14 protein-coding genes are annotated in these 19,811 nt (G+C 66.7%); 12 read left to right on the plus strand and 2 right to left on the minus strand.

Annotated features, from left to right (window positions below; genetic code table 11):
* The first annotated feature begins 124 nt into the window (after positions 1–124).
* Positions 125–892 carry an aldolase/citrate lyase family protein gene (locus tag ACE3Q6_RS08950; protein ID WP_374431205.1) on the plus strand — a complete coding sequence of 256 codons (768 nt, stop codon included), beginning with the start codon at positions 125–127 and terminating at the stop codon, positions 890–892.
* Between the two features lie 21 nt (positions 893–913).
* On the opposite strand, the gene ACE3Q6_RS08955 is transcribed toward ACE3Q6_RS08950, so the two are convergent.
* Both ACE3Q6_RS08955 and ACE3Q6_RS08960 read right to left on the minus strand, forming a co-directional pair.
* Positions 914–2,887, minus strand: coding sequence for an aminotransferase class V-fold PLP-dependent enzyme (locus ACE3Q6_RS08955; protein WP_374431207.1), 1,974 nt, complete (start codon positions 2,885–2,887; stop codon positions 914–916).
* A 103-nt stretch (positions 2,888–2,990) separates the two neighbouring features.
* Positions 2,991–3,746 (minus strand): inositol monophosphatase family protein, encoded by a 756-nt coding sequence (locus ACE3Q6_RS08960; RefSeq protein WP_374431210.1) that lies wholly within the window; start codon positions 3,744–3,746, stop codon positions 2,991–2,993.
* A 267-nt stretch (positions 3,747–4,013) separates the two neighbouring features.
* Here ACE3Q6_RS08960 and ACE3Q6_RS08965 point away from each other — a divergent pair, with 267 nt between their 5' ends.
* From ACE3Q6_RS08965 to iolD, 11 genes are all read left to right on the plus strand, one after another.
* Entirely contained in the window at positions 4,014–5,027 is a 1,014-nt protein-coding gene (locus ACE3Q6_RS08965; RefSeq protein WP_374431212.1) for a BMP family protein, read from the plus strand.
* Complete coding sequence (locus ACE3Q6_RS08970; protein ID WP_374431215.1) at positions 5,024–6,556, plus strand: ABC transporter ATP-binding protein; 1,533 nt, start codon at positions 5,024–5,026, stop codon at positions 6,554–6,556. Before ACE3Q6_RS08965 ends, ACE3Q6_RS08970 begins: the two co-directional genes overlap by 4 nt.
* Positions 6,546–7,589 (plus strand): ABC transporter permease, encoded by a 1,044-nt coding sequence (locus ACE3Q6_RS08975; RefSeq protein WP_374431217.1) that lies wholly within the window; start codon positions 6,546–6,548, stop codon positions 7,587–7,589. Before ACE3Q6_RS08970 ends, ACE3Q6_RS08975 begins: the two co-directional genes overlap by 11 nt.
* Positions 7,586–8,524, plus strand: a complete 939-nt coding sequence (locus tag ACE3Q6_RS08980) for an ABC transporter permease (protein ID WP_374431220.1) — start codon at positions 7,586–7,588, stop codon at positions 8,522–8,524. The genes ACE3Q6_RS08975 and ACE3Q6_RS08980 overlap by 4 nt, the downstream gene beginning before the upstream one ends.
* The gene (locus ACE3Q6_RS08985; protein ID WP_374431222.1) at positions 8,525–9,802 is read left to right on the plus strand and encodes an amidohydrolase family protein; all 1,278 of its coding nucleotides are present in this window, start codon (positions 8,525–8,527) and stop codon (positions 9,800–9,802) included. It abuts the gene before it with no gap.
* A 286-nt stretch (positions 9,803–10,088) separates the two neighbouring features.
* Positions 10,089–12,257 carry a serine/threonine-protein kinase gene (locus ACE3Q6_RS08990; protein WP_374431225.1) on the plus strand — a complete coding sequence of 723 codons (2,169 nt, stop codon included), beginning with the start codon at positions 10,089–10,091 and terminating at the stop codon, positions 12,255–12,257.
* 275 nt (positions 12,258–12,532) lie between these two features.
* Positions 12,533–13,675: a hypothetical protein gene (locus ACE3Q6_RS08995; protein ID WP_374431227.1), complete on the plus strand. Its 1,143-nt coding sequence runs from the start codon at positions 12,533–12,535 to the stop codon at positions 13,673–13,675.
* A 267-nt stretch (positions 13,676–13,942) separates the two neighbouring features.
* Positions 13,943–15,040 (plus strand): ABC transporter substrate-binding protein, encoded by a 1,098-nt coding sequence (locus ACE3Q6_RS09000; protein ID WP_374431229.1) that lies wholly within the window; start codon positions 13,943–13,945, stop codon positions 15,038–15,040.
* 131 nt (positions 15,041–15,171) lie between these two features.
* On the plus strand, positions 15,172–16,008 hold the full coding sequence (locus ACE3Q6_RS09005) for a MurR/RpiR family transcriptional regulator (RefSeq protein ID WP_374431231.1): 837 nt from the start codon (positions 15,172–15,174) through the stop codon (positions 16,006–16,008).
* Between the two features lie 66 nt (positions 16,009–16,074).
* The gene (gene iolC / locus ACE3Q6_RS09010) at positions 16,075–17,982 is read left to right on the plus strand and encodes a 5-dehydro-2-deoxygluconokinase (protein ID WP_374431232.1); all 1,908 of its coding nucleotides are present in this window, start codon (positions 16,075–16,077) and stop codon (positions 17,980–17,982) included.
* Complete coding sequence (iolD, locus tag ACE3Q6_RS09015) at positions 17,979–19,805, plus strand: 3D-(3,5/4)-trihydroxycyclohexane-1,2-dione acylhydrolase (decyclizing) (protein WP_374431235.1); 1,827 nt, start codon at positions 17,979–17,981, stop codon at positions 19,803–19,805. Before iolC ends, iolD begins: the two co-directional genes overlap by 4 nt.
* Positions 19,806–19,811: the final 6 nt, after the last annotated feature.

The raw sequence follows: 19,811 nt of genomic DNA on the forward strand, positions 1-19,811 counted from the left end.
TACTGGAACGATCCAAGTCAAGTCAACCGCCTTGTGCGTTCCAGGCAGGAAAAGCTGCGCCGGGACTGGCGTCTGGCAGAAGGCCGATTATGCTTTGCCCGGACCGCATATCAGGAAAGTGCCGATGCCCGCCCCTATCAACCGACTGAAGTACCGCCTCGCTGCTGGCGAGACACTGCACGGCTGCTGGCTTGGCATGGCCGATCCCTATGCCGCGGAGATGGCGGCGACCTGCGGCTTCGATTGGCTCTTGATCGACGGCGAACATGCGCCGAACGACCTGCGGTCCACGGTGGCGCAGTTGGCGGTGATCGAGCCGTCGCCCAGTCTGCCGGTGGTGCGGCTGCGCGACGATGATCCGGCGCGGATCAAGCAGATGCTGGACGCTGGCGCGCAAAGCCTGCTGATCCCGATGATCGAAAGCGCCGAGCAGGCAGCGGCCTGCGTCCGGGCAACGCGCTATCCGCCCGAGGGGATCCGGGGCGTGGGGTCTTCGCTGGCGCGCGCATCGCGGTTTTCAGCCGTGCCGGATTACCTGGCCACGGCGAACGGGCAGATCTGCCTGATCCTGCAGATCGAAAGCCGCGCGGGGCTGGCGGCGCTGGATGACATCCTCGCGCTGGACGGCATCGACTGCGTCTTCATCGGACCGGCGGACCTTGCGGCCGACATGGGCCATCTGGGGAATGCGGCCCACCCGGAGGTGCGGGAGGCGGTCATGGATGCGATCCGGCGGATTGCGCGTTCCGGCAAGGCTGCGGGGGTCTTGTCGACCGAGGACCCCTTCCTGTCCGAATGCAAGGCAGCTGGCGCGCGGTTCGTGGGCGTCGGGATCGACGTGCTGATGTTCGTCGAGGCGATGCGGGCCCGGGCGCGGCATTTCACCGCCTGACACTCGTCGTGGGACCAGCGGTCAGCCGGAAACCAGCGCAAGCGCCCGGATGGGCGATCCGGTGCCGTCCTTGATCTTCAACGGCGTCACGATCAGCACGGCCCCCTTGGGCGGCAGCTGGTCGAGGTTGCAGAGGCTGGCGAGGCCGAAGCAGTTGTCCCGGTGCAGGAAGTTGTGCGCCGGGAAGGGGGGGCTGAATTTCCCCGCCATTCCGGCGTCGGTCCCGATGCACTGGGTGCCCCAACCGACGATTCCCTTTCCCAGGAGGTAGTCGATGCAGTCGGTCGAGGGGCCGGGCGAATGCGAGCCGTCCTCGAACGGATCGGGGTCCTCGTTGAGGAACAGCTCCTCGTCATGGGATCGCTTGTCCCAGTCGGTGCGCATCAGGACCCATTCGCCGGGGCCAATGGGGCCATGCTTCGCCTCCCACGCCTTCACATGGGCGGCGGTCAGCAGGAAATCGGGGTCGGCAGCGGCCTCGTCGGAACAGTCGATGACGTTCGCCGGTGCGATCAGGCGCTGGACGGAGAGGGTATCGGTGAAACCATCCGCGTGGTCCTTGCCCGACAGCCAATGGTGCGGCGCGTCGAAATGGGTGCCGGAGTGTTCGCCAAGTTCCAGCCAGTTCCAGGCCCAGAACGGACCGTCCGCATCGTATTCGCTGATGCGGTGGATGGCGACCTTGGGGGTGTTCTTGGCGAGGTCTTCGGGCAGACGCAGGATCGGCGTCTCGGGGCCAAGTTGGGCGGTGAGGTCGACGACTTTCACACCGCCTGAGGCAAGACCTGAGGCAAGCGCGGTGAGCACCTCGGTCGGGTTCCCGGTCCGCTCCCCCTGCCCCGCGAACCGGCGGCGGCGGCGGGCCATGACCTCTTCCACCATGTCGAAGACGGCATCCACCGCGCGTTCCTCGGTCACGAAGCCGGGCGACATGCGCAGGATCGGGCCGCGGAAGTCGACGGAATAGCCCTCGACCCCCAGCGCGCCGACACAGGCCGCCGCTTCGGCCTTGTCGGGCATCCGGATCATCACCGCGCCGCCGCGCTTGTGGGCCTCACGCGGCGAATGGAGGGGCAGGTTCAGTCGGTCGGCCCGTTCGATCACGCGGTCGACAAGGCGGCGGTTATGGGCGGCGACGTCGTTCAGGTCCTGCTTCGCAAACCACTCCATCGCGGGCAGAGAGGCGATGGCGGCGACGGACCCGGGCGTGCCGGTGTCGAAGCGGCGGACGTCGGGCGCGTATTCGAACTTGTCGAGGTCCCAGGAGAAAGGATTGTTCTGCGAGAACCAGCCGCGCCCCTCGGGCGTCAGCATGGGGATCAGGTCCTTGTCGGCGTAAAGGATGCCCGCGCCCGGCGTGCCGCAAAGCCATTTGAGGCTGGTGGAGACGACGAAATCCACCCGCGGGTTCAGCGCGTCGAAGGGCATCAGGCCCGCGCCTTGCGTGATGTCGGCGACCATCAGGCTGCCCATCTGGCGGCCGTGGGCGACCAGCGCCTCGTAGTCCATCTTCGACGAGCCGATGGAGGTGACCCAGGTCAGAAGTGCAAGGCCCACGTCGGGGCCCCAATGGGCCAGGAAGTCCTCGGTGGTGACGAGCGGAAGGCCTGCGGACAGCGGCACGGTGGTGAGCGTGAAGCCCATCTTCGGCGCGAGGCCCTGGAGGAGGAAGTGGAGCGAGGGGAAGCAGTCTGCCGCGACCAGCACGCGCTTGCCCTTCAGCATCCCCTCCGGCAGGGCACGCAGGATCTTCTGCAGGCCTTCGGTCACGTTGTCGACGGTGGTAAGCGACCCCTTGGGCACGTTGATCAGCCGCCGCCAGCGGTCGATGAAATCCTGCCGCTTGCGCAGCACATAGCCCCATTGCTTGTCGTTCGGGGCGGACCAGACTTCGGAGAACTCGGCCATGGCGCGGGCCATGTCCTCTTCCTTGCCGGGGTAGATGCCGATGGAATGGTAGAGGAAGTAGCCCCCAGTTGTCGTGTTGCTGGCCAAGGTATCCCGTCCTTCCACCCGATGACCCGGGAACGATAGGTCAAATCCCTAGGGGCCTCAAGATGTTTCAAGTTTGAACCATCTGGCCGGTCCTCACCGGGCCTTACTGCAAGCCACGAAGCGCGGCCGCCCAGGCCACACCGTCCAGGATGCCGAAGGCCTTGCCGGCAAGGACATCCACCGTGCCGTCCGAATGGACCTTGAACGCGGCGGGAAGCCCGGCGGCGCGGCAAAGCGCAAGGCCCCCGGCACAGTCCCAAATCCCGCCCGCCCGCGGCTCGACATAGCCGGCCAGCCGCCCTGTCGCGACCAGCATCAGCGACAGCGCGCAGGACCCGAAGAGACGCGGCGCATGGCCCGAAGCCTCGATGGCGGCCTCGACGGCGTGGCGATCGGCCGCTGGCCAGCGCGGGTTGCGGCCGATCCCGATGCAGGGCGGAGCGATGGCGCGCGAACCGGGAGAGAGGCCGGTTTCCTGCAAGGGCCCGCTGGCCGTTCCCACCGCCATCATGCCCAGCGCCGGGGCAAAGACCGCGCCCGCAACGGGCTGGCCCCGGTCCATCAGGCCCAGGGAGATGGTCCAGAACGGCAATCCGGACAGGAAATTCGCCGTCCCGTCGATGGGGTCGATGGCCCAGAACCTGCTTTCGACCGGCCCGCCATATTCTTCCCCGAGAACCCCATCGCCGGGAAAGTGCTGCATCAGAAGGCGGCGGAGCGTGACCTCCACTGCGCGGTCGGCGTCGGACACCAGATCCCCGGGGGCCTTCGCCTCGACGGCGCGATCCTGAAGGCTGTCGAAAAAGCCCAGCGCCTCGCGGCCCGCCTCGTCAAGGATATGCGAGAGTGCATCGATCATGGGGCCAGCATAGGGGCGAGGTCCGGCCCGATGGAAGGCCGTTCGCGAAGCCTGCCCGCCGACGAAAATCCGCCATCGCATGGGGCCCGGATCCTGTGGTGACCTTGTCCTGCTGACTTCTCGCGCAGAGCTGTTTGCCTTTGCCGGAAAGCCGGGCAGCCGACATCATCCTCATCAGGCGGTCCCGCCGTGCCGCTTGTGTCGAATCGGGAATGAGTTTTACCTCTTGGTAAAAATCGGCTTGCAACAACAGGGATCGGAGAAGCTATGACCACGGGAACCTTCACGGTATCGCGGCGCGGACTGCTTTTGGGCGGGGTGGCTGCAACGGCGGCGGCAAACCTGCCCTTGGCAACCTGGGCGCAAGAGCCGATCAAGATGGCGGGCATCTACACGGTGCCGGTGGAGCAGCAGTGGGTGAGCCGCATCCACATCGCCGCCGAGGCGCTGAAGGCGGCGGGCACGGTGGACTACACCTACACCGAGAACGTGGCAAACACCGACTATCCCCGGGTGATGCGCGAATACTGCGAGGCGGGCGTCAAGCTGATCGTGGGCGAGATCTTCGGGGCCGAGGCCGAAGCGCGCGAAGTCTGCGCGGAATACCCGGACGTGGCCTTCCTCCTCGGCTCCAGCTTCATGCCTGACGCAGCGGCGAACCCGAACCTCGCCGTCTTCGACAACTACATCCAGGACGCGGCCTACCTGTCCGGCATCGTCGCGGGCGGCATGACCAAGGGCAACATCGGGATGGTCGGCGGCTTCCCGATCCCCGAGGTGAACCGGCTGATGCATGCCTTCATGGCGGGCGTGCGCGAAGTGAAGCCGGATGCGAAGTTCCAGGTCAGCTTCATCGGGTCCTGGTTCGACCCGCCGAAGGCCAAGGAAACCGCCTTCGCCATGATCGATGGCGGCGCGGACCTGATGTATGCCGAACGCTTCGGCGTCTCGGACGCAGCGAAGGAACGCGGCGTTCTGGCAATCGGCAACGTGATCGACACGCAGGCGGATTACCCGGAAACGGTCGTCACCTCGGCGCTCTGGCACTTCGAGCCCACGCTGAACGCGGCCGTCGCGGCGATCCAGGGCGGGACCTTCAAGGCCGACAATTACGGCATCTATTCCTACATGAACGTCGGCGGCTGCTCGTTGGCGCCCTTGGGCACCTTCGAGGGCAAGGTCCCGGCCGAAGTCATGGCTCTGGTGGCCGAGAAGGAGAAGGCGATCAAGGACGGCTCCTTCGTGGTCGAGATCAACGACACAGAGCCGAAATCGTCGTGAGCAAAGAAGAAGGGGCGGAGGTCGTCCTCCGCCTCGACCGCATTACCAAGCGCTTCGGCGCGCTGACAGCGAACGACGCGGTGTCCCTGACCCTGCGGCGCGGGGAAGTCGTTGCCCTGCTGGGCGAAAACGGCGCGGGCAAGACCACGCTGATGAACATCCTCTTCGGTCATTATGTGGCCGATGAGGGAACGGTCGAGGTCTTTGGCGCACCCCTGCCCCCCGGCAACCCACGCGCGGCGCTGGCGGCGGGCGTGGGTATGGTCCACCAGCATTTCACACTGGCGGGCAACCTGACGGTGCTGGAGAACATTCGCCTCGGGACCGAGGGCCTTTGGTCTCGTAGCGCGACGGATGCGCGGGAGAAGGTGGAGCGGCTCTCGCGCGACTTCGGGCTGGCGGTGCATCCCGATGCCAAGGTCGGACGCCTGTCGGTGGGCGAACGCCAGCGGGTCGAAATCCTGAAAGCGCTCTACCGCGATGCGCGCATCCTGATCCTGGACGAGCCGACGGCGGTGCTGACGCCTCAGGAGTCGGATGCGCTGTTTGCCACCCTACGCAAGGCGACGGCACTGGGGCTGTCGGTGATCTTCATCAGCCACAAGCTGCACGAGGTGATGGCCATCGCCGACCGGTGCGTGGTGCTGCGGCACGGGCGGGTGGTGGGCGAGGTCGACACGCATGCAACCGACAAGTCCGCCTTGGCGGCGCTGATGGTGGGGGGCGAGCTGTCCCTTCCCCGGGCCGAGGCGCGGGCGGCGGGTCCGGTCCTGATGAAGCTGGAGGCGGTCTCGACGCCCGACCGGGGGGCCGCGCCGGGGTTGAAGACGGTGACGCTCGAGCTGCGGGCGGGGCAGATCACTGGGCTCGCGGGCGTCTCCGGCAACGGGCAGGCTGCGCTGGCCGAGATTGTGGGCGGCCTCGCCATGCCGTCCTCGGGGCGGATCGTACTTGCGGAGGCAGCCATCGCGCGCTGGTCGCCGGGCGAGGCGCTGGCGCGCGGCGTCGCGCGAATTCCAGAGGATCGGCACCACCAGGGCTCCATCGCCGATTTCGACCTGACCGAGAACGCGGTGCTGGAGGGCTACAAGACGCGGTTTTCTCGCCGGGGCTGGATGGACTGGCGAGCGGCGCGGGCCTTTGCGGAGGGGATCATCAAGGGCTACGACGTGCGCTGTCCGGGGCCTTCGACTCGCATCCGGCTTCTGTCCGGCGGGAACATGCAGAAACTGATCCTGGGCCGGGCGATGGCGTCCGAGCCGATGGTGATCCTTGCGAACCAGCCGGTTCGGGGGCTGGATGTGGGCGCGATCGCCTATGTGCAGGGCCAGCTGATCGCGGCGCGAGACCGGGGCGCTGCAGTTTTGCTGATCTCGGAAGACCTCGACGAAATCATGGGCTTGTCGGATGTCCTTCACGTGATGTCTCAAGGCCGACTGTCGCCCGCCTTTGCCCGCGGCACGATGACGGCGGCAGAGTTGGGGCTTTGGATGGCGGGGCAGAGATTCGGGGACGCGGATGCGGCTTGAGGCGATCCCCAACCCCTCGACCGCGCGGCGGCTAGGGCTGCCGGTGCTGGCGCTCGTCGCCACGCTGGCGGTCGCGATGGGCCTCGCGCTCATCGCCGGGGCGAACCCCTTTGCGGTCCTGGGCCAGATCGTGACCGGCGCGCTGGGATCGCGGCTCGCGGTGCTGGAGACGCTGAACCGCGCGACGCCGTTGATCTTCACCGGGCTGGCCGTGGCCGTGGCTTTCCGCGCGAAGCTGTGGAACATCGGGGCCGAGGCGCAGCTTTATGCCGGAGCGATCCTTGCGGTCGTGCTGGGGACCGGGCTGCTGGGGAGCCCTTGGGTCCTGCCAGTGTCCGCCCTCGCCGCGATGCTGGCGGGGGCGGCGCTGCTTTTGGGTCCGGTACTCCTCAAGACGCGGCTCGGGGTGGATGAGGTCGTCACCACCCTCCTTCTCAACTTCATCATGCTGTTATTGGTCAGCTACCTCTTGGAAGGCCCGATGAAGGACCCGATGGGCATGGGCTGGCCGAAGTCGACCCCGCTGATCCCCGAAGCCCGCCTGCCCCGCATCGTCGAGGGCTTGCGGCTGCACTGGGGCTTCGCCCTAGCGATCATCGCGGCGGTGGTGGTCTGGGTGATCCAGACTCGGACGACGCTCGGCTTTGAAATCCGAGCGGTGGGGCAGAACCCCGAAGCCGCGCGGTTCGCTGGGATGCCGGTCAATGCGGTCTTGGTGAAGACGGCGCTCTTGTCGGGCGGGCTGGCCGCGCTGGCGGGGTGGTCCGAGGTGGCGGGGCTGAAGGGGCATCTGTCGTCCGACCTGTCGCCGGGCTTCGGCTACACGGGGATCATCGTGGCGATGCTTGCGCTTCTGCATCCCCTGGGCGTCGTGGTAACGGCGATCTTCGTCGCGGGAATCTTCGTGGGGTCCGATGCGATGAGCCGGGCGGCTGGCGTGCCGACCTATATCGCCGACATGCTGCTGGCGGTGGCGCTTCTCTTCATGGTGCTGGCGATCCTTCTGACCAAGGTCCGGGTGGTGCGGGGATGAGCGAGATCGTCGACATCCTGATCTCGGCCAGCTTCTGGGCCGCCGTGATCCGCATCGCGACGCCCTTGATCCTGGCGACGATGGGGGAACTCATCTGCGAACGCGCGGGCGTCCTGAACCTCGGCATCGAGGGGATCATGGTCATCGGAGCCTTCACCGGCTGGATGGCGGTCTATCAGGGGATGCCGCTTTGGGGCGGGGTCGTGGTGGCGATGGCGGCGGGGATGCTGTTCGGGCTGTTGCATTCGGTGCTGACGGTGCCTTTCGGGTTGTCGCAGCATGTGGTGGGGCTGGGCGTGACGCTTTTCGCCACCGCCTCGGCCTCCTTCGCCTATCGCCTGATGCTGCCCGAAGTCACCAGCCCCCCGAAGATCGAGCCGTTCCAGCCGCTGGCCCTGCCCTTCGATGTCCCGTGGCTAAGCGAGGCCCTGTCGCAAACAGCGCTGACCTGGGCAGCCTTCGCGGTTGCGGGCCTGGTGGCCTGGGTGCTGTATCGCACTCCGCTTGGGTTGGCCGTCCGCGCCGTGGGCGAGAACCCGGCGGCGGTAGAGGCGCAGGGGCTGTCGGTCACAGGCCTTCGGATGGGGGCAGTCATCGTTGGGTCCGGGCTGATGGCGGTGGGGGGCGCGTTCCTGACGCTATCGGCTTTCTCGAGCTTCTTCTTCGAGATGGTCAACGGCCGCGGCTGGATCTGCATCGCGCTGGTCGTCTTCGGGGCCTGGAAGCCGGGCAAGGCCTTGCTGGGAGCGATCCTGTTTGCGGCCTTCGATGCCTTGCAGATCCGGTTGCAGCAGACCGAACTGGGCGCGGTCCTGCCCTACCAGCTCTTCCTGGCCCTGCCCTTCATCCTGTCGATCCTGGCCCTCATCCTCATGTCGCGCCGGGCCGAAGTGCCTGCGGCGCTGATGGTGCCCTACAACAAGGGGGAACGCTGAATGTTCGATCTTCTGGTCAAGGGCGGCACCCTGCCCGACGGTACGGTGGCCGACATCGGGATCGCCGGCGACCGGATCGCCGCCGTGGGGCGGCTGGACGCCCCGGCCGGACGGGTGATCGATGCAACAGGAGACCTCGTCTCCCCGCCCTTCGTGGACCCGCATTTCCACATGGACGCGACGTTGTCCTATGGCCTGCCGCGCGTGAATGCCTCCGGCACCCTGCTGGAAGGGATCAGCCTTTGGGGCGAACTCCGCGAGATCGCCACGGTGGACGAGATGGTCGACCGCGCGGTTACCTATTGCGACTGGGCGGTCAGCATGGGGCTTCTTGCCATCCGCACCCATGTCGACACCACCCCCGACCACCTGCGTACCGTCGAGGCGATGCTGGAGGTCAAGCGCCGCGTCGCGCCCTATCTCGATCTGCAGCTGGTGGCCTTCCCGCAGGACGGCCTCTACCGCACCAAGACGGGCCGCCAGAACGTGCTTCGCGCGCTCGACATGGGCGTCGACGTGGTGGGCGGCATCCCGCATTTTGAACGCACGATGGAGGAAGGGGCCGAGTCCTTGCGCGACCTCGCGCGCATCGCGGCAGAACGCGGCCTCATGTGGGACGTCCATTGCGACGAGACCGACGATCCACTTAGCCGCCATGTGGAAACAATGGCGCGGGAGGTGACGCGGCACGGGTTGGGCGGTCGGGCGGCGGGCAGTCACCTGACCAGCATGCATTCGATGGACAACTACTATGTCTCGAAATTGCTGCCGCTGATCGCGGAAAGCGGCATGACGGCGATCCCCAACCCGTTGATCAACATCACGCTTCAGGGCCGCCACGACACCTATCCGAAACGCCGGGGGCTCACCCGGGTGAAGGAGATGCAGGCCCTGGGCATCCCCGTGGGCTGGGGGCAGGACTGCGTGCTGGACCCCTGGTATTCCCTGGGGACAGCCGACATGCTGGACGTGGCCTTCATGGGTCTGCACGTGGCCCAGATGACCCATCCCGCTGAAATGGCACGCTGTTTCACCATGGTGACCGAGGTCAATGCGCAGATCATGGGACTTGCGGATTATGGCCTGCGACCCGGCTGCGTGGCGAGCCTCGTGGTGCTGGACGCAGGCAACCCGACCGAAGCCCTGCGACTACGGCCTGATCGCCTTTTGGTTGTAGCCAAAGGCCGGGTCGTGTCGGAACAGAGCCGCAATGACGCCCGACTCACCCTGTCCGGTCGTCCGGCAACTGTCCGCCGCCGACTGCATCAAACACCCTGAAGTGCCACAATTAAGTGCAGTAGCTCCGCCCCTTGCCACGGATGCCATTCGCCTTGATTTACTGATGCAAGGATATCATTTCCCTCAAAGGTTGAGAGGGACGCACCTTCAAATCTCCTATTAATCGCCCCATTTTCGCCCTCATCCACAACCATCACGGATGCTGAAGATTGGTGCGCTTGCGTGGACGATGAGCCCTGCGTGGCAGAGCCGTCCGGCAAGAGTGCCGTGAATGCGTTGGCAGAAGCTGATTGGACGCCGCACCAAAGCGGAAAGGGTGAGCGACATGGCACAGCAGAAAGTGGCCGAACCCCTTGATGAGGCCGAGGACCTCATCGACGAACTGCAGCCGGGCGCAAAGCTTCTCAAGGGTCAGTACACGATCACCCGTTACATCAACTCGGGCGGGTTCGGGATCACCTATCTGGCCAAGGACAGCCTCGACCGCGACGTGGTGATCAAGGAGTGCTTCCCCTCCTCGGTCTGCCGGCGGTCGAAAGTCATGGTCGCCGCCCGCTCGCGCGCGCATACGGCCGAACTGCGGTCCATCGTGCAGCTTTTCGTGCGCGAAGCGCGGAACCTGGCAAAGATCGTCCATCCGAACATCGTCGCCGTGCACCAGGTGTTCGAGGACAACGGCACCGCCTACATGGCGATCGACTTCATCGACGGGCTGGACCTGCAGCAGATCATCGACGGCGAAGGCGAGAAGCTGACGCCGGACCACATCGTGCGGATCACCGACAAGCTCTTGGCCGCCGTGGGCTTCATCCACGATCATGACATGCTGCACCGCGACATCTCGCCGGACAACGTGCTGATCAACAAGGCCGGTGAGCCGATCCTGATCGACTTCGGTGCGGCGCGGGAACATGCCTCGAAGACCACGCGCGCCATGTCCGCGCTGCGGGTGGTGAAAGACGGCTACTCGCCGCAGGAATTCTATATCGCCGGGTCCGAACAAGGCCCGTGGAGCGATCTCTACGCGCTTGGCGCGACGCTGTACCACCTGATCTCGGGCGAGGCCCCGGTCAACGGCCAGGCCAGGCTTGCCGCCCTCGCCGAAGAGCGTCCGGACCCCTACGTCCCGCTGACCGGGCGCTTCGCGGGATATCCTGCGGGATATCTGGAAGCGATCGACTGCGCGATGAGCGCCCTGCCGAAGCAGCGGGTGCAGACGGCGGCGGACTGGATCGCGATGTATCGCGGCCGTCCCACCGCGGCGGCCAGCGTGGATGACGCGGTGCATCGCCTGGTGGCCGAGTTCCAAAGCTCGCCTGCCCCGGAACCTGCGGCAGTGGCCAAGGCAGTCTCGCGCCAGCCCGAAGCGTCCGCCGCGGTTGCCCCGGCCCCGGTGGCGCGCGGGCGTAGTCCGGTGCAGCTCGTGGCCGGCGTCGCGGTGGCGCTGGTCGTGGTTGCGGGCGGATATCTGATGCTGGGCCGGCCCGACGCCCCCGCGGCTGAAACAGCTGCTGCCGCCCCTTCCCCTGCCAGCGCGGAAAGCACCGCCTCGGCGGCGGCGACGGCGGCACTCGTTGCCCCCGAAGCGGCAGCGCCCTCTACCGCAGGCACCTCGGCCCCCGCGACGACGGCCGCAATCGAGGCGGCCGAGCCGACCGATGTGGCCGAAGCCGCCCCCGCCCCGACCGAGAACGCCGCCGAAGCAGAGCTTGCCACCACCGCGACGCCGGCCACCACGGAACCGGCAGTTGAACCCGCCGCAACCCCGGCGGTTTCCAGCGCCGCGACGGAAGCTGGGACCGAGGCCGTCCCCGTGATCGAGGCCGCCGCCGAAACCACGCCGGAAGCTGCGCCTGCCGCCCCCGCCCCAACAGACGGCCCGAAACCCGCCGCGACCCAGGTGGCCTTCGCCGTCTGGGACGTGGCGATGCCCTTCAGCTACGACGACCGCATGATCGACGGCCGCCGCGTCGCCGTGGTGACCCGCTTCCGCCCCAACGTCGACATCCCGTCCGCGGGCGACTGGCTTGCGCCGGGCGTGGCGATCCGGTCGGTCAACGGCATGACGATCGAGGCGGCGGGATCGCTGACCGCTGCGGTGATGAACGCGATGGCCGTCGATCCCGATGGCCGTGCACGCGTCGTGGTCGAATTCAGCGACGCCGCCCGCCAGGTGAAGACCGGCCTTCTCACCGTGGATGCCATCCGGCTTCTCACCCTGCAGAACGGCGTATCGGCCCAGGCCCAGGTCGTCGATGGCGCGTGGCGGACCACGGTCACTGCGGTCGGCCGGCCCGAGGCGACGGACCTTCAGCCCGGGGATACGCTCTTCCGCGACAAGACGACGACCACGCCGCTGGACGGCGCCGACTCCTTGGAAAAGATCCTGGCCGCGCTGGTCGACCGGAATATCAGCAGCACGGACTTCTCGATCATCCGCGACGACAAGGTCGCCACCGCCACGATGCAGCTGGCGCTGGACGGAGGCAACTGATGGCAGCCAAGACCGCCCGGCAGGATGATCGCACCGGGCCAGTACTTTCCCCAGCCGCCCCTGCCCCGGTGGTCCGGCCAGCCGGCGCCATGCCGCTTGACCCACTGGTCGCCATGCTGTCGCGCGCCGTCGAACGGTCGTCCCCGGCACCGGTCGCCGGTCCCTCTTCCAGGGCTTCGGGCTGAGACCTCCGCCCGGAGACCGCAAAGTCATTCACCCCGACCTGCGTGCGGCCGCATCTCCAGCCCGCACCGGCCGGCCAAAGGAGCAGAAAGATGGCACTTGCGCGGACCTTCACACTTGGCTGCTCGGCGGTTCTACTGACCAGCGCGGCCGCCTTTGCGCAGGAGGCATGTTCGACCTACACGGTCTCGGCCGGGGACAATCTGCGCTTCATCGCGCGGGCGGCCTACGGCGACTCCGACCTCTACCGCGCGATCTATGAGGCCAATGTAGCCACCATCGGCGAAAAGGCGGACCTGATCGAGATCGGAACCCAGCTGGTCATCCCCTGCGATCCCAAGAACCCGACCGCCCCCCTTGCTGCGGACCCGGCACCCGCCGCCGAGACAGAGACCACCGCGGCTGCAGAGCCCGCCGCCGCCCCCGAACCCGAGGCCGAGGTCACTCCGGTCGCCGCGGCGCCCGAACCCGCCGCTCCTGCCCCGGCAGCGCGGCCCATCGCCTTCGTCACCGGCAACGGCTATGCGCCCTTCGCGGACGAGACGCTTCCCGGCGGCGGGATGATGACGCAGCTGGCCGAAATGGCGGTCTTCCGTGCGGATCCGAACATCCCCTACACGATGACCTTCATCAACGACTGGCAGGCCCATATCGACGCGCTTCTGCCCTCGGGCGCCTATGACCTGAGCTTCCCCTGGATCCGCCCCGACTGCGAGTCGCCCGCAACCCTGTCGCCTGGCGACCAGACACGCTGCGCGGACTTCGTCTTCTCGGGTCCCTTCTACGAGATCGTCGACGGCTTCTTCGCCCTGCGCGAAAGCGGCCTCGGCGCGGTGACCGACTACGCCGAATACGCCGGCAAGCGCATCTGCCGTCCCGAAGGCTACACGACGGGCGTCCTGGATGCGGTGGGCCTGACAGCCTCGACCGTGCAACTGGTCCGGCCGACGCTGGCGACCGACTGCTTCCGCGCGCTTGCGGCAGAAGAGGTCGACCTGGTCGCGATTGATGCCGAAGTGGGCGATGCGGCAGCGGCCCAGCTGGGGCTCAGCGCGCAGGTGGAGCAGAACCCGCATCTGTCCACGCTTCTCAGCCTGCATGTCATCGCCCACAAGTCCAACGCCCGCGCCGTGGACATGATCGGCCAGCTCGATGCCGGCCTGATCGAGATGTACCAGTCCGGTGAATGGTACGAGATCGTCTCGACCGCGCTGGCCCAGGACCGGCAGGACTAGCGTTTCCATGCAGGAAACATACCCAGTGCTTTCAGACAGGGCTGCGTCAAATGGAATGACCGCCGCCATGAGGCGCTGTGGACCCATCGTCCGCGTCGCGGCTGCCGGATTGCACCCGCTTTCGGAAGCTCGTCGCCCCGCGGGGATTGATCACGGCTTCGCCACATTCATGCCATCACTACAACCATATGGTGCGGCATTGCTTGGTATTGTTTCGGTATCTGCTGGTTTCTTGCAGCGTAAACGGCCTTCAAGAGGATTTCGTCCATGAGAACCGCAAAAAACATGCAAAGGCTGGCCGCCCTGACGGCGACCATGATCGCGCTGCCCGTCATCGCGTCGGCCCAGGAAGCCTGCACCACCTACACTGTCAAGGACGGCGACACACTCGGTTCGATCGCCCAGGCCGCCTATGGCACCTTCGACTACCAGATGATCTTCAACGCGAACCGCGATGCGCTGGCTGCGAACCCCTCCAGCCTGCCCGCAGGCCTGCAGCTCATCCTGCCGTGCGAAGACGGCCGACTGACCCCCGACCAGGAGCTGAGCAGCGTCATCGAGACCGAAACGCAAGAGCAGGAAGCCAACCGCACCAAATCGAACGTCTACGAGCCGCCGCTGAAGTTCGTGACCTCGAACAACTGGATGCCCTTCACCGATGAATCGCTGAACGGCGGCGGGATCTTCACGCGAATGGCCACCACCGCGATGCAGCGCGGCGGCAACGACCGCGGCTACGAGGTGTCCTACGTCGACGACTGGATGGCGCATATCGACACGCTCCTGCCCTCGGGCGCCTTCGACGTGTCGATCGCCTGGGAAGCGCCGGATTGCTCGAAGCTTGACATGCTGGGCGAATTCTCGGCCCGGATGTGCACCGAGTTCGACTTCTCGCTCCCGATCTACGAGGCGGCCTACACCTTCAACACGCTGCCCGAAAGCAAGTACGCCAACGCCCGGTCCTTCGACGAATACTCCGGCGCCAAGATCTGCCGGCCGGAAGCCTGGCCGCTGGGCGACCTGGAAGTGCAGGGCCTGGTGCCGCCGGTCGTGGAATACATCCAGCCGAAAAGCCCGCTGGAATGCGCCGAGAAGCTGATGGCGGGCGAGGTCGACATCTATTCCATCGAGACCGAGACCTCGACCTCGAACTTCGCCGAGCTGGGCGTGACCGACAAGGTCACCACCAACCCGGCGCTGGCGACCTTCATCTCGTACCACTTCCTGACCGCCAAGAGCAATCCGCGCGGCCGGGTCTACATCGCCATGCTGAACCGCGGCATCACCGAGATGCGGGAATCCGGCGAATGGTATGACATCGTCGCGACGGGTCTGGATGAGTACAACAAGCTGAAGCAGCAGTAGCCCCACTCCTGCGACGGCTTGCAGGAAGCCCCGCGCCGCCCCCGGCGCGGGGCTTTCGCGTCCCCGGGCATTCGGGACTTGGAACATTCATTCCGTGTGCTAAGCTGGATATTCCGCAACACAGGTGTTCCATGCCCAAGGGCGAACCTCCCGTCGAACCGCGCGACCCGCCTCGGACGGTCGAGGCCTTCCGCGAACGGCTCAACGCCCTGCACGGGCACCTGCCACGCCGGTTGCAGCAATGCGCGGATCACGTGGCGATGCATCTGGACCGCATCGCGCTTTCCACCGTCGCGCAGGTGGCACAGGGCGCGGGCGTGCCCCCATCGGCGGTAATGCGCTTCTGCCAGGAGATGGGCTTCTCGGGCTATGCCGAGATGCAACGGCTGTTCCGCGAGGCGCTCTCACGCGCCGCGCCCGACTATACGACGCGGCTTGCCAATCTGAAGGCCGGCGGCGCGGGGCAGCCCGCCACCCTTGTCGCGGAATTCGTCGAGGCAGGGCGCCAGTCGATGGAGGCGCTTGCACGTGATCTGAACGAAACCGTTCTGAATCAATCTGTTGAGCTGCTCTCCCAGGCGCGGACGATCCATATTGCTGGCTTCCGCCGGTCGTTCCCCGTGGCCTCGTACCTGGCCTATGTCTTCGACAAGCTGGGGGTTCCGGCGGTGTTGCATGACGGGGTTGCGGGGCTTCAACACCGTGCGGCGCTGCAACCGGGCGACGCGCTTCTCGCGATCACCTTTGCCCCCTATTCCGAAGAGACGCTGGCGCTTGCCACCCAGGCCCGCGACCGCGGCCTGCCGGTCGTGGCCCTGACCGATCCCCCGGCCCGCGAGCTTTCGGGACTGGCCGACGCGGTCCTCTCGGTCACCGAGATCGACTTCGGCGCCTTCCGCTCGCTTTCGGCGGTCATCGCACTGGCTCTGTCGCTTGCCGTGGCGGTGGCGGCGCGGCGTGAAACTTGACCCTTCCCTGCGGGCGTGAAATGGAATATTCATTCCACCATCCCGCCCCGACTCGGAGCCTCTCGCATGTCCCGGAAGCCGCTTGACGTGATCACCATCGGCCGGTCCTCGGTCGACCTTTACGGCGCGCAGGTCGGCGGGCGGCTGGAGGACATGGGGTCGTTCCAGAAATACATCGGCGGCTCGCCCACCAACATGGCGGCAGGCACCGCGCGGCTGGGGCTGAAGTCCGCGCTGATCACCCGCGTCGGCAATGAACACATGGGCCGCTTCATCCGCGAGGAACTGGCCAAGGAAGGCGTCGACGTCCGGGGCGTGAAGACCGACCCGGAGCGTCTGACGGCGCTGGTCCTCCTCGGCATCCGCGACGACAAGCAATTCCCGCTGATCTTCTACCGGGAAAACTGCGCCGACATGGCGCTGTGCGAGGATGACATCGACGAGGGTTTCATCAGTGAGGCCCGGTCCGTCGTCGCCACCGGCACCCACCTCAGCCATCCCCGGACCGAGGCTGCCGTCCTCAAGGCCTTGAATCTCGCCCGCAAGCACGGGCTGCAGACCGCGCTGGACATCGACTATCGCCCGAACCTCTGGGGGCTGGCGGGGCATGGCGACGGCGAAAGCCGGTTCATCGAATCCGCCAAGGTCACCGCCAAGCTGCAGTCGACGCTGCACCTCTTCGACCTGATCGTGGGCACGGAAGAAGAGTTCCACATCGCCGGCGGCACCACCGACACCATCGCCGCGCTCCGCGCCGTGCGGGCCGTCTCCAAGGCCACCCTCGTCTGCAAGCGCGGCCCGATGGGCGCCGTCGCCTTCACCGGCGCGGTCCCAGACAGCCTGGACGACGGCGAAAGCGGGCCCGGCTTCCCGATCGAGGTGTTCAACGTCCTCGGCGCGGGCGACGGGTTCATGTCGGGCCTTCTGAAAGGCTGGCTTGACGGCGAACCCTGGCCCATCGCGCTGAAATACGCCAATGCCTGCGGGGCCTTCGCGGTCTCCCGCCACGGCTGCACCCCGGCCTATCCGTCCTGGGAAGAGCTGCAGTTCTTCCTGAAGCGCGGCGTCGTCGAAAAGGCGCTCCGAAAGGATGCCGCGCTCGAACAGGTCCACTGGGCGACCAACCGCCACAAGGACTGGTCGACCATGCGCGTCTTCGCCTTCGACCACCGGATGCAGCTGGAGCAGATGGAGGGCGCTGACCCCGCGAAGATCGGCGCGTTCAAGCAGCTTTGCCTGCAAGCCGCGCTTCAAGTGGCAAACGGCCAGCCGGGATATGGGATCCTCTGCGACAGTCGCCTCGGCAGGGACGCCCTCTTCCAGGCCGCGGGCACCGGACTTTGGATCGGGCGACCCGTGGAATGGCCGGGCTCGCGTCCCCTCACCCTCGAACCCGAGCTTGGGCCTGATTTTGGGGGCCTCATGGAATGGCCGCTTGAGCATGTGGTCAAGGTCCTCTGCTTCATCCACCCCGACGACGACCCCGCGACGAAGGCCGCGCAGGAAGACACCGTCCGCCGCCTCTTCCACGCCTGTCGCCGCAACCGGCTGGAGATGCTCCTGGAGATCATCCCGTCCAAGGTAGGCCCGGTCACCGACGACACCTCGGCCCAGATCATCCAGCGGTTCTATGACCTCGGCGTCTATCCCGACTGGTGGAAGCTGGAACCCTTCACCACCGAGGCCGCCTGGACGAACGCCTGTGCCGCCATCACCCGCAACGACCCGCATGTCCGCGGCATCGTCGTCCTCGGCCTTGATGCCAGCGAAGACGCGCTGTCGGCTTCGCTGGCCCTTGCGGCCAAGCAGCCGCTGGTGAAAGGCTTCGCCATCGGCCGCACGATCTTTGGCGATGCCGCCCGCGCCTGGCTGAAAGGCCAGATGACCGACGCCGAGGCTGTACAGATGATGTCCGACCGCTATGCCCGCCTGTCCGCAACCTGGGACAAGGCCCGTGAGGGAGCCACGAAATGACCACCGTCCGCCTGACCGCCGCCCAAGCCCTTGTCCGCTGGCTGTCTGTCCAGAAGGCCGAGGATGGCTCCCGTTTCATCGAGGGCGTCTGGGCGATCTTCGGCCACGGCAACGTCGCCGGGATCGGCGAGGCGCTGCATGCCCACAGGGACGTGCTGCCCACCTGGCGGGGCCAGAACGAACAGACGATGGCCCACGCCGCCATCGCCTATGCCAAGGCGCACCACCGCCGGAAGGCGATGGCCGTGACCTCCTCCATCGGCCCCGGCGCCACCAACATGGTCACCGCCGCTGCGCTGGCGCATGTGAATCGCCTGCCGGTCCTCTTCATCCCCGGCGACGTCTTCGCCAATCGCGCCCCTGACCCGGTCCTGCAGCAGATCGAGGATTTCGACGACGCCACGGTCAGCGCCAATGACTGCTTCCGCCCCGTCGTGCGCTACTTCGACCGCATCTCGCGCCCAGAACACATCCTGACCGCCCTGCCCCGCGCGCTTCGGGTGATGACCGACCCGGCAAACTGCGGCCCGGTCTGCCTTGCCTTCTGCCAGGACACCCAGGCGGAAGCCTACGACTACCCCGTCGAATTCTTCGAGCCCCGCACCTGGTTCATCCGCCGCCCCGAACCCGACCAGCGCGAGCTGGAGGCCGCTGTCGCCGCGATCAAGGCCGCGAAAAACCCGCTGATCGTCGCGGGGGGCGGTGTCCTCTACTCCGGCGCGGAACAGACCCTTCTGGACTTCGCCAAGACGCACAACATCCCCCTGGTCGAAACCCAGGCCGGGAAAGGCGCTGTGGACTGGGAAGAGCCTCTGCACTTCGGCTCCCCCGGCGTGACCGGCACCGGCTGCGGCAACGATCTCGCCGCCAGGGCTGACCTGGTGATCGGCGTCGGCACCCGCTTCCAGGACTTCACCACGGGGTCATGGACCGTGTTCTCGGCCCCCAGCCGGAAGCTTCTGTCGATCAACATCCACGGCTACGACGCCCACAAGCGCGCCGCGCAACCGCTTGTTTCCGACGCCAAAGTCGCGCTTCAGAAGATCAGCGCAGCCCTTGGCCAGCACCGCTTCGCCGACCCGGACTTCTCGGCCCGCACCAAGTGGTTCCAGACCACCGACGCACTCTTCGCCGCGCCCAAGGGCAACGAACTGCCCACCGACGCCCAGGTGATCGGCGCGGTGGACCGGAACGCCGGGAAGCAGAGCCTGATCATGTGCGCCGCGGGGACGATGCCCGGCGCGCTCCACGTCCTCTGGCGGGCGGCGCAGGGCGGGTATCACATGGAATACGGCTTCTCCTGCATGGGGTATGAGATCGCGGGCGCGATGGGGATCAAGATGGCCTGCCCTGAGCGCGACGTGATCTGCATGGTCGGCGATGGCAGCTACATGATGGCCAACTCCGAACTTGCGACCGCCGTGATGATGGCGATCCCCTTCACCGTGGTCCTGACCGACAACCGCGGTTACGGCTGCATCAACCGCTTGCAGAAGGCCACCGGCGGCGCTCACTTCAACAACCTTTTGCGCGACAGCTACCACGTGAACGAGGCGAACCTGGACTTCGTGGCCCACGCCCGCAGCATGGGGGCCAATGCGGTGAAGGTCGCCAGCATCGCCGAGCTGGAAACGGAAATGCAGAAGGCCAAGACCGCGACGATCCCGACGGTGATCGTCATCGACACCGACCCGATCCCCGGAACCGGCGCTGGCGGCACCTGGTGGGAGGTCGCCGTGCCCGAAGTCTCTGACCGGGCGGAAGTGAACGAGGCCCGCAAGGGCTATGAAGCGGCCCGCAAGGCCCAGTGGCTTTTGAACTGAGGACAA

The organism is Tabrizicola sp. (assembly GCF_041913445.1).
In the GTDB taxonomy this organism is placed as follows: domain Bacteria; phylum Pseudomonadota; class Alphaproteobacteria; order Rhodobacterales; family Rhodobacteraceae; genus Tabrizicola.

Bases quoted from the DNA above. Each gene is read 5' to 3' on its own strand.
- ACE3Q6_RS08950 (WP_374431205.1), top strand. From the start codon at position 125: ATGCCCGCCCCTATCAACCGACTGAAGTACCGCCTCGCTGCTGGCGAG.
- ACE3Q6_RS08960 (WP_374431210.1), bottom strand. From the start codon at position 3,746: ATGATCGATGCACTCTCGCATATCCTTGACGAGGCGGGCCGCGAGGCG.
- ACE3Q6_RS08965 (WP_374431212.1), top strand. From the start codon at position 4,014: ATGACCACGGGAACCTTCACGGTATCGCGGCGCGGACTGCTTTTGGGC.
- ACE3Q6_RS08975 (WP_374431217.1), top strand. From the start codon at position 6,546: ATGCGGCTTGAGGCGATCCCCAACCCCTCGACCGCGCGGCGGCTAGGG.
- ACE3Q6_RS08980 (WP_374431220.1), top strand. From the start codon at position 7,586: ATGAGCGAGATCGTCGACATCCTGATCTCGGCCAGCTTCTGGGCCGCC.
- ACE3Q6_RS08985 (WP_374431222.1), top strand. From the start codon at position 8,525: ATGTTCGATCTTCTGGTCAAGGGCGGCACCCTGCCCGACGGTACGGTG.
- ACE3Q6_RS08990 (WP_374431225.1), top strand. From the start codon at position 10,089: ATGGCACAGCAGAAAGTGGCCGAACCCCTTGATGAGGCCGAGGACCTC.
- ACE3Q6_RS08995 (WP_374431227.1), top strand. From the start codon at position 12,533: ATGGCACTTGCGCGGACCTTCACACTTGGCTGCTCGGCGGTTCTACTG.
- ACE3Q6_RS09000 (WP_374431229.1), top strand. From the start codon at position 13,943: ATGAGAACCGCAAAAAACATGCAAAGGCTGGCCGCCCTGACGGCGACC.
- ACE3Q6_RS09005 (WP_374431231.1), top strand. From the start codon at position 15,172: ATGCCCAAGGGCGAACCTCCCGTCGAACCGCGCGACCCGCCTCGGACG.
- iolC (WP_374431232.1), top strand. From the start codon at position 16,075: ATGTCCCGGAAGCCGCTTGACGTGATCACCATCGGCCGGTCCTCGGTC.
- iolD (WP_374431235.1), top strand. From the start codon at position 17,979: ATGACCACCGTCCGCCTGACCGCCGCCCAAGCCCTTGTCCGCTGGCTG.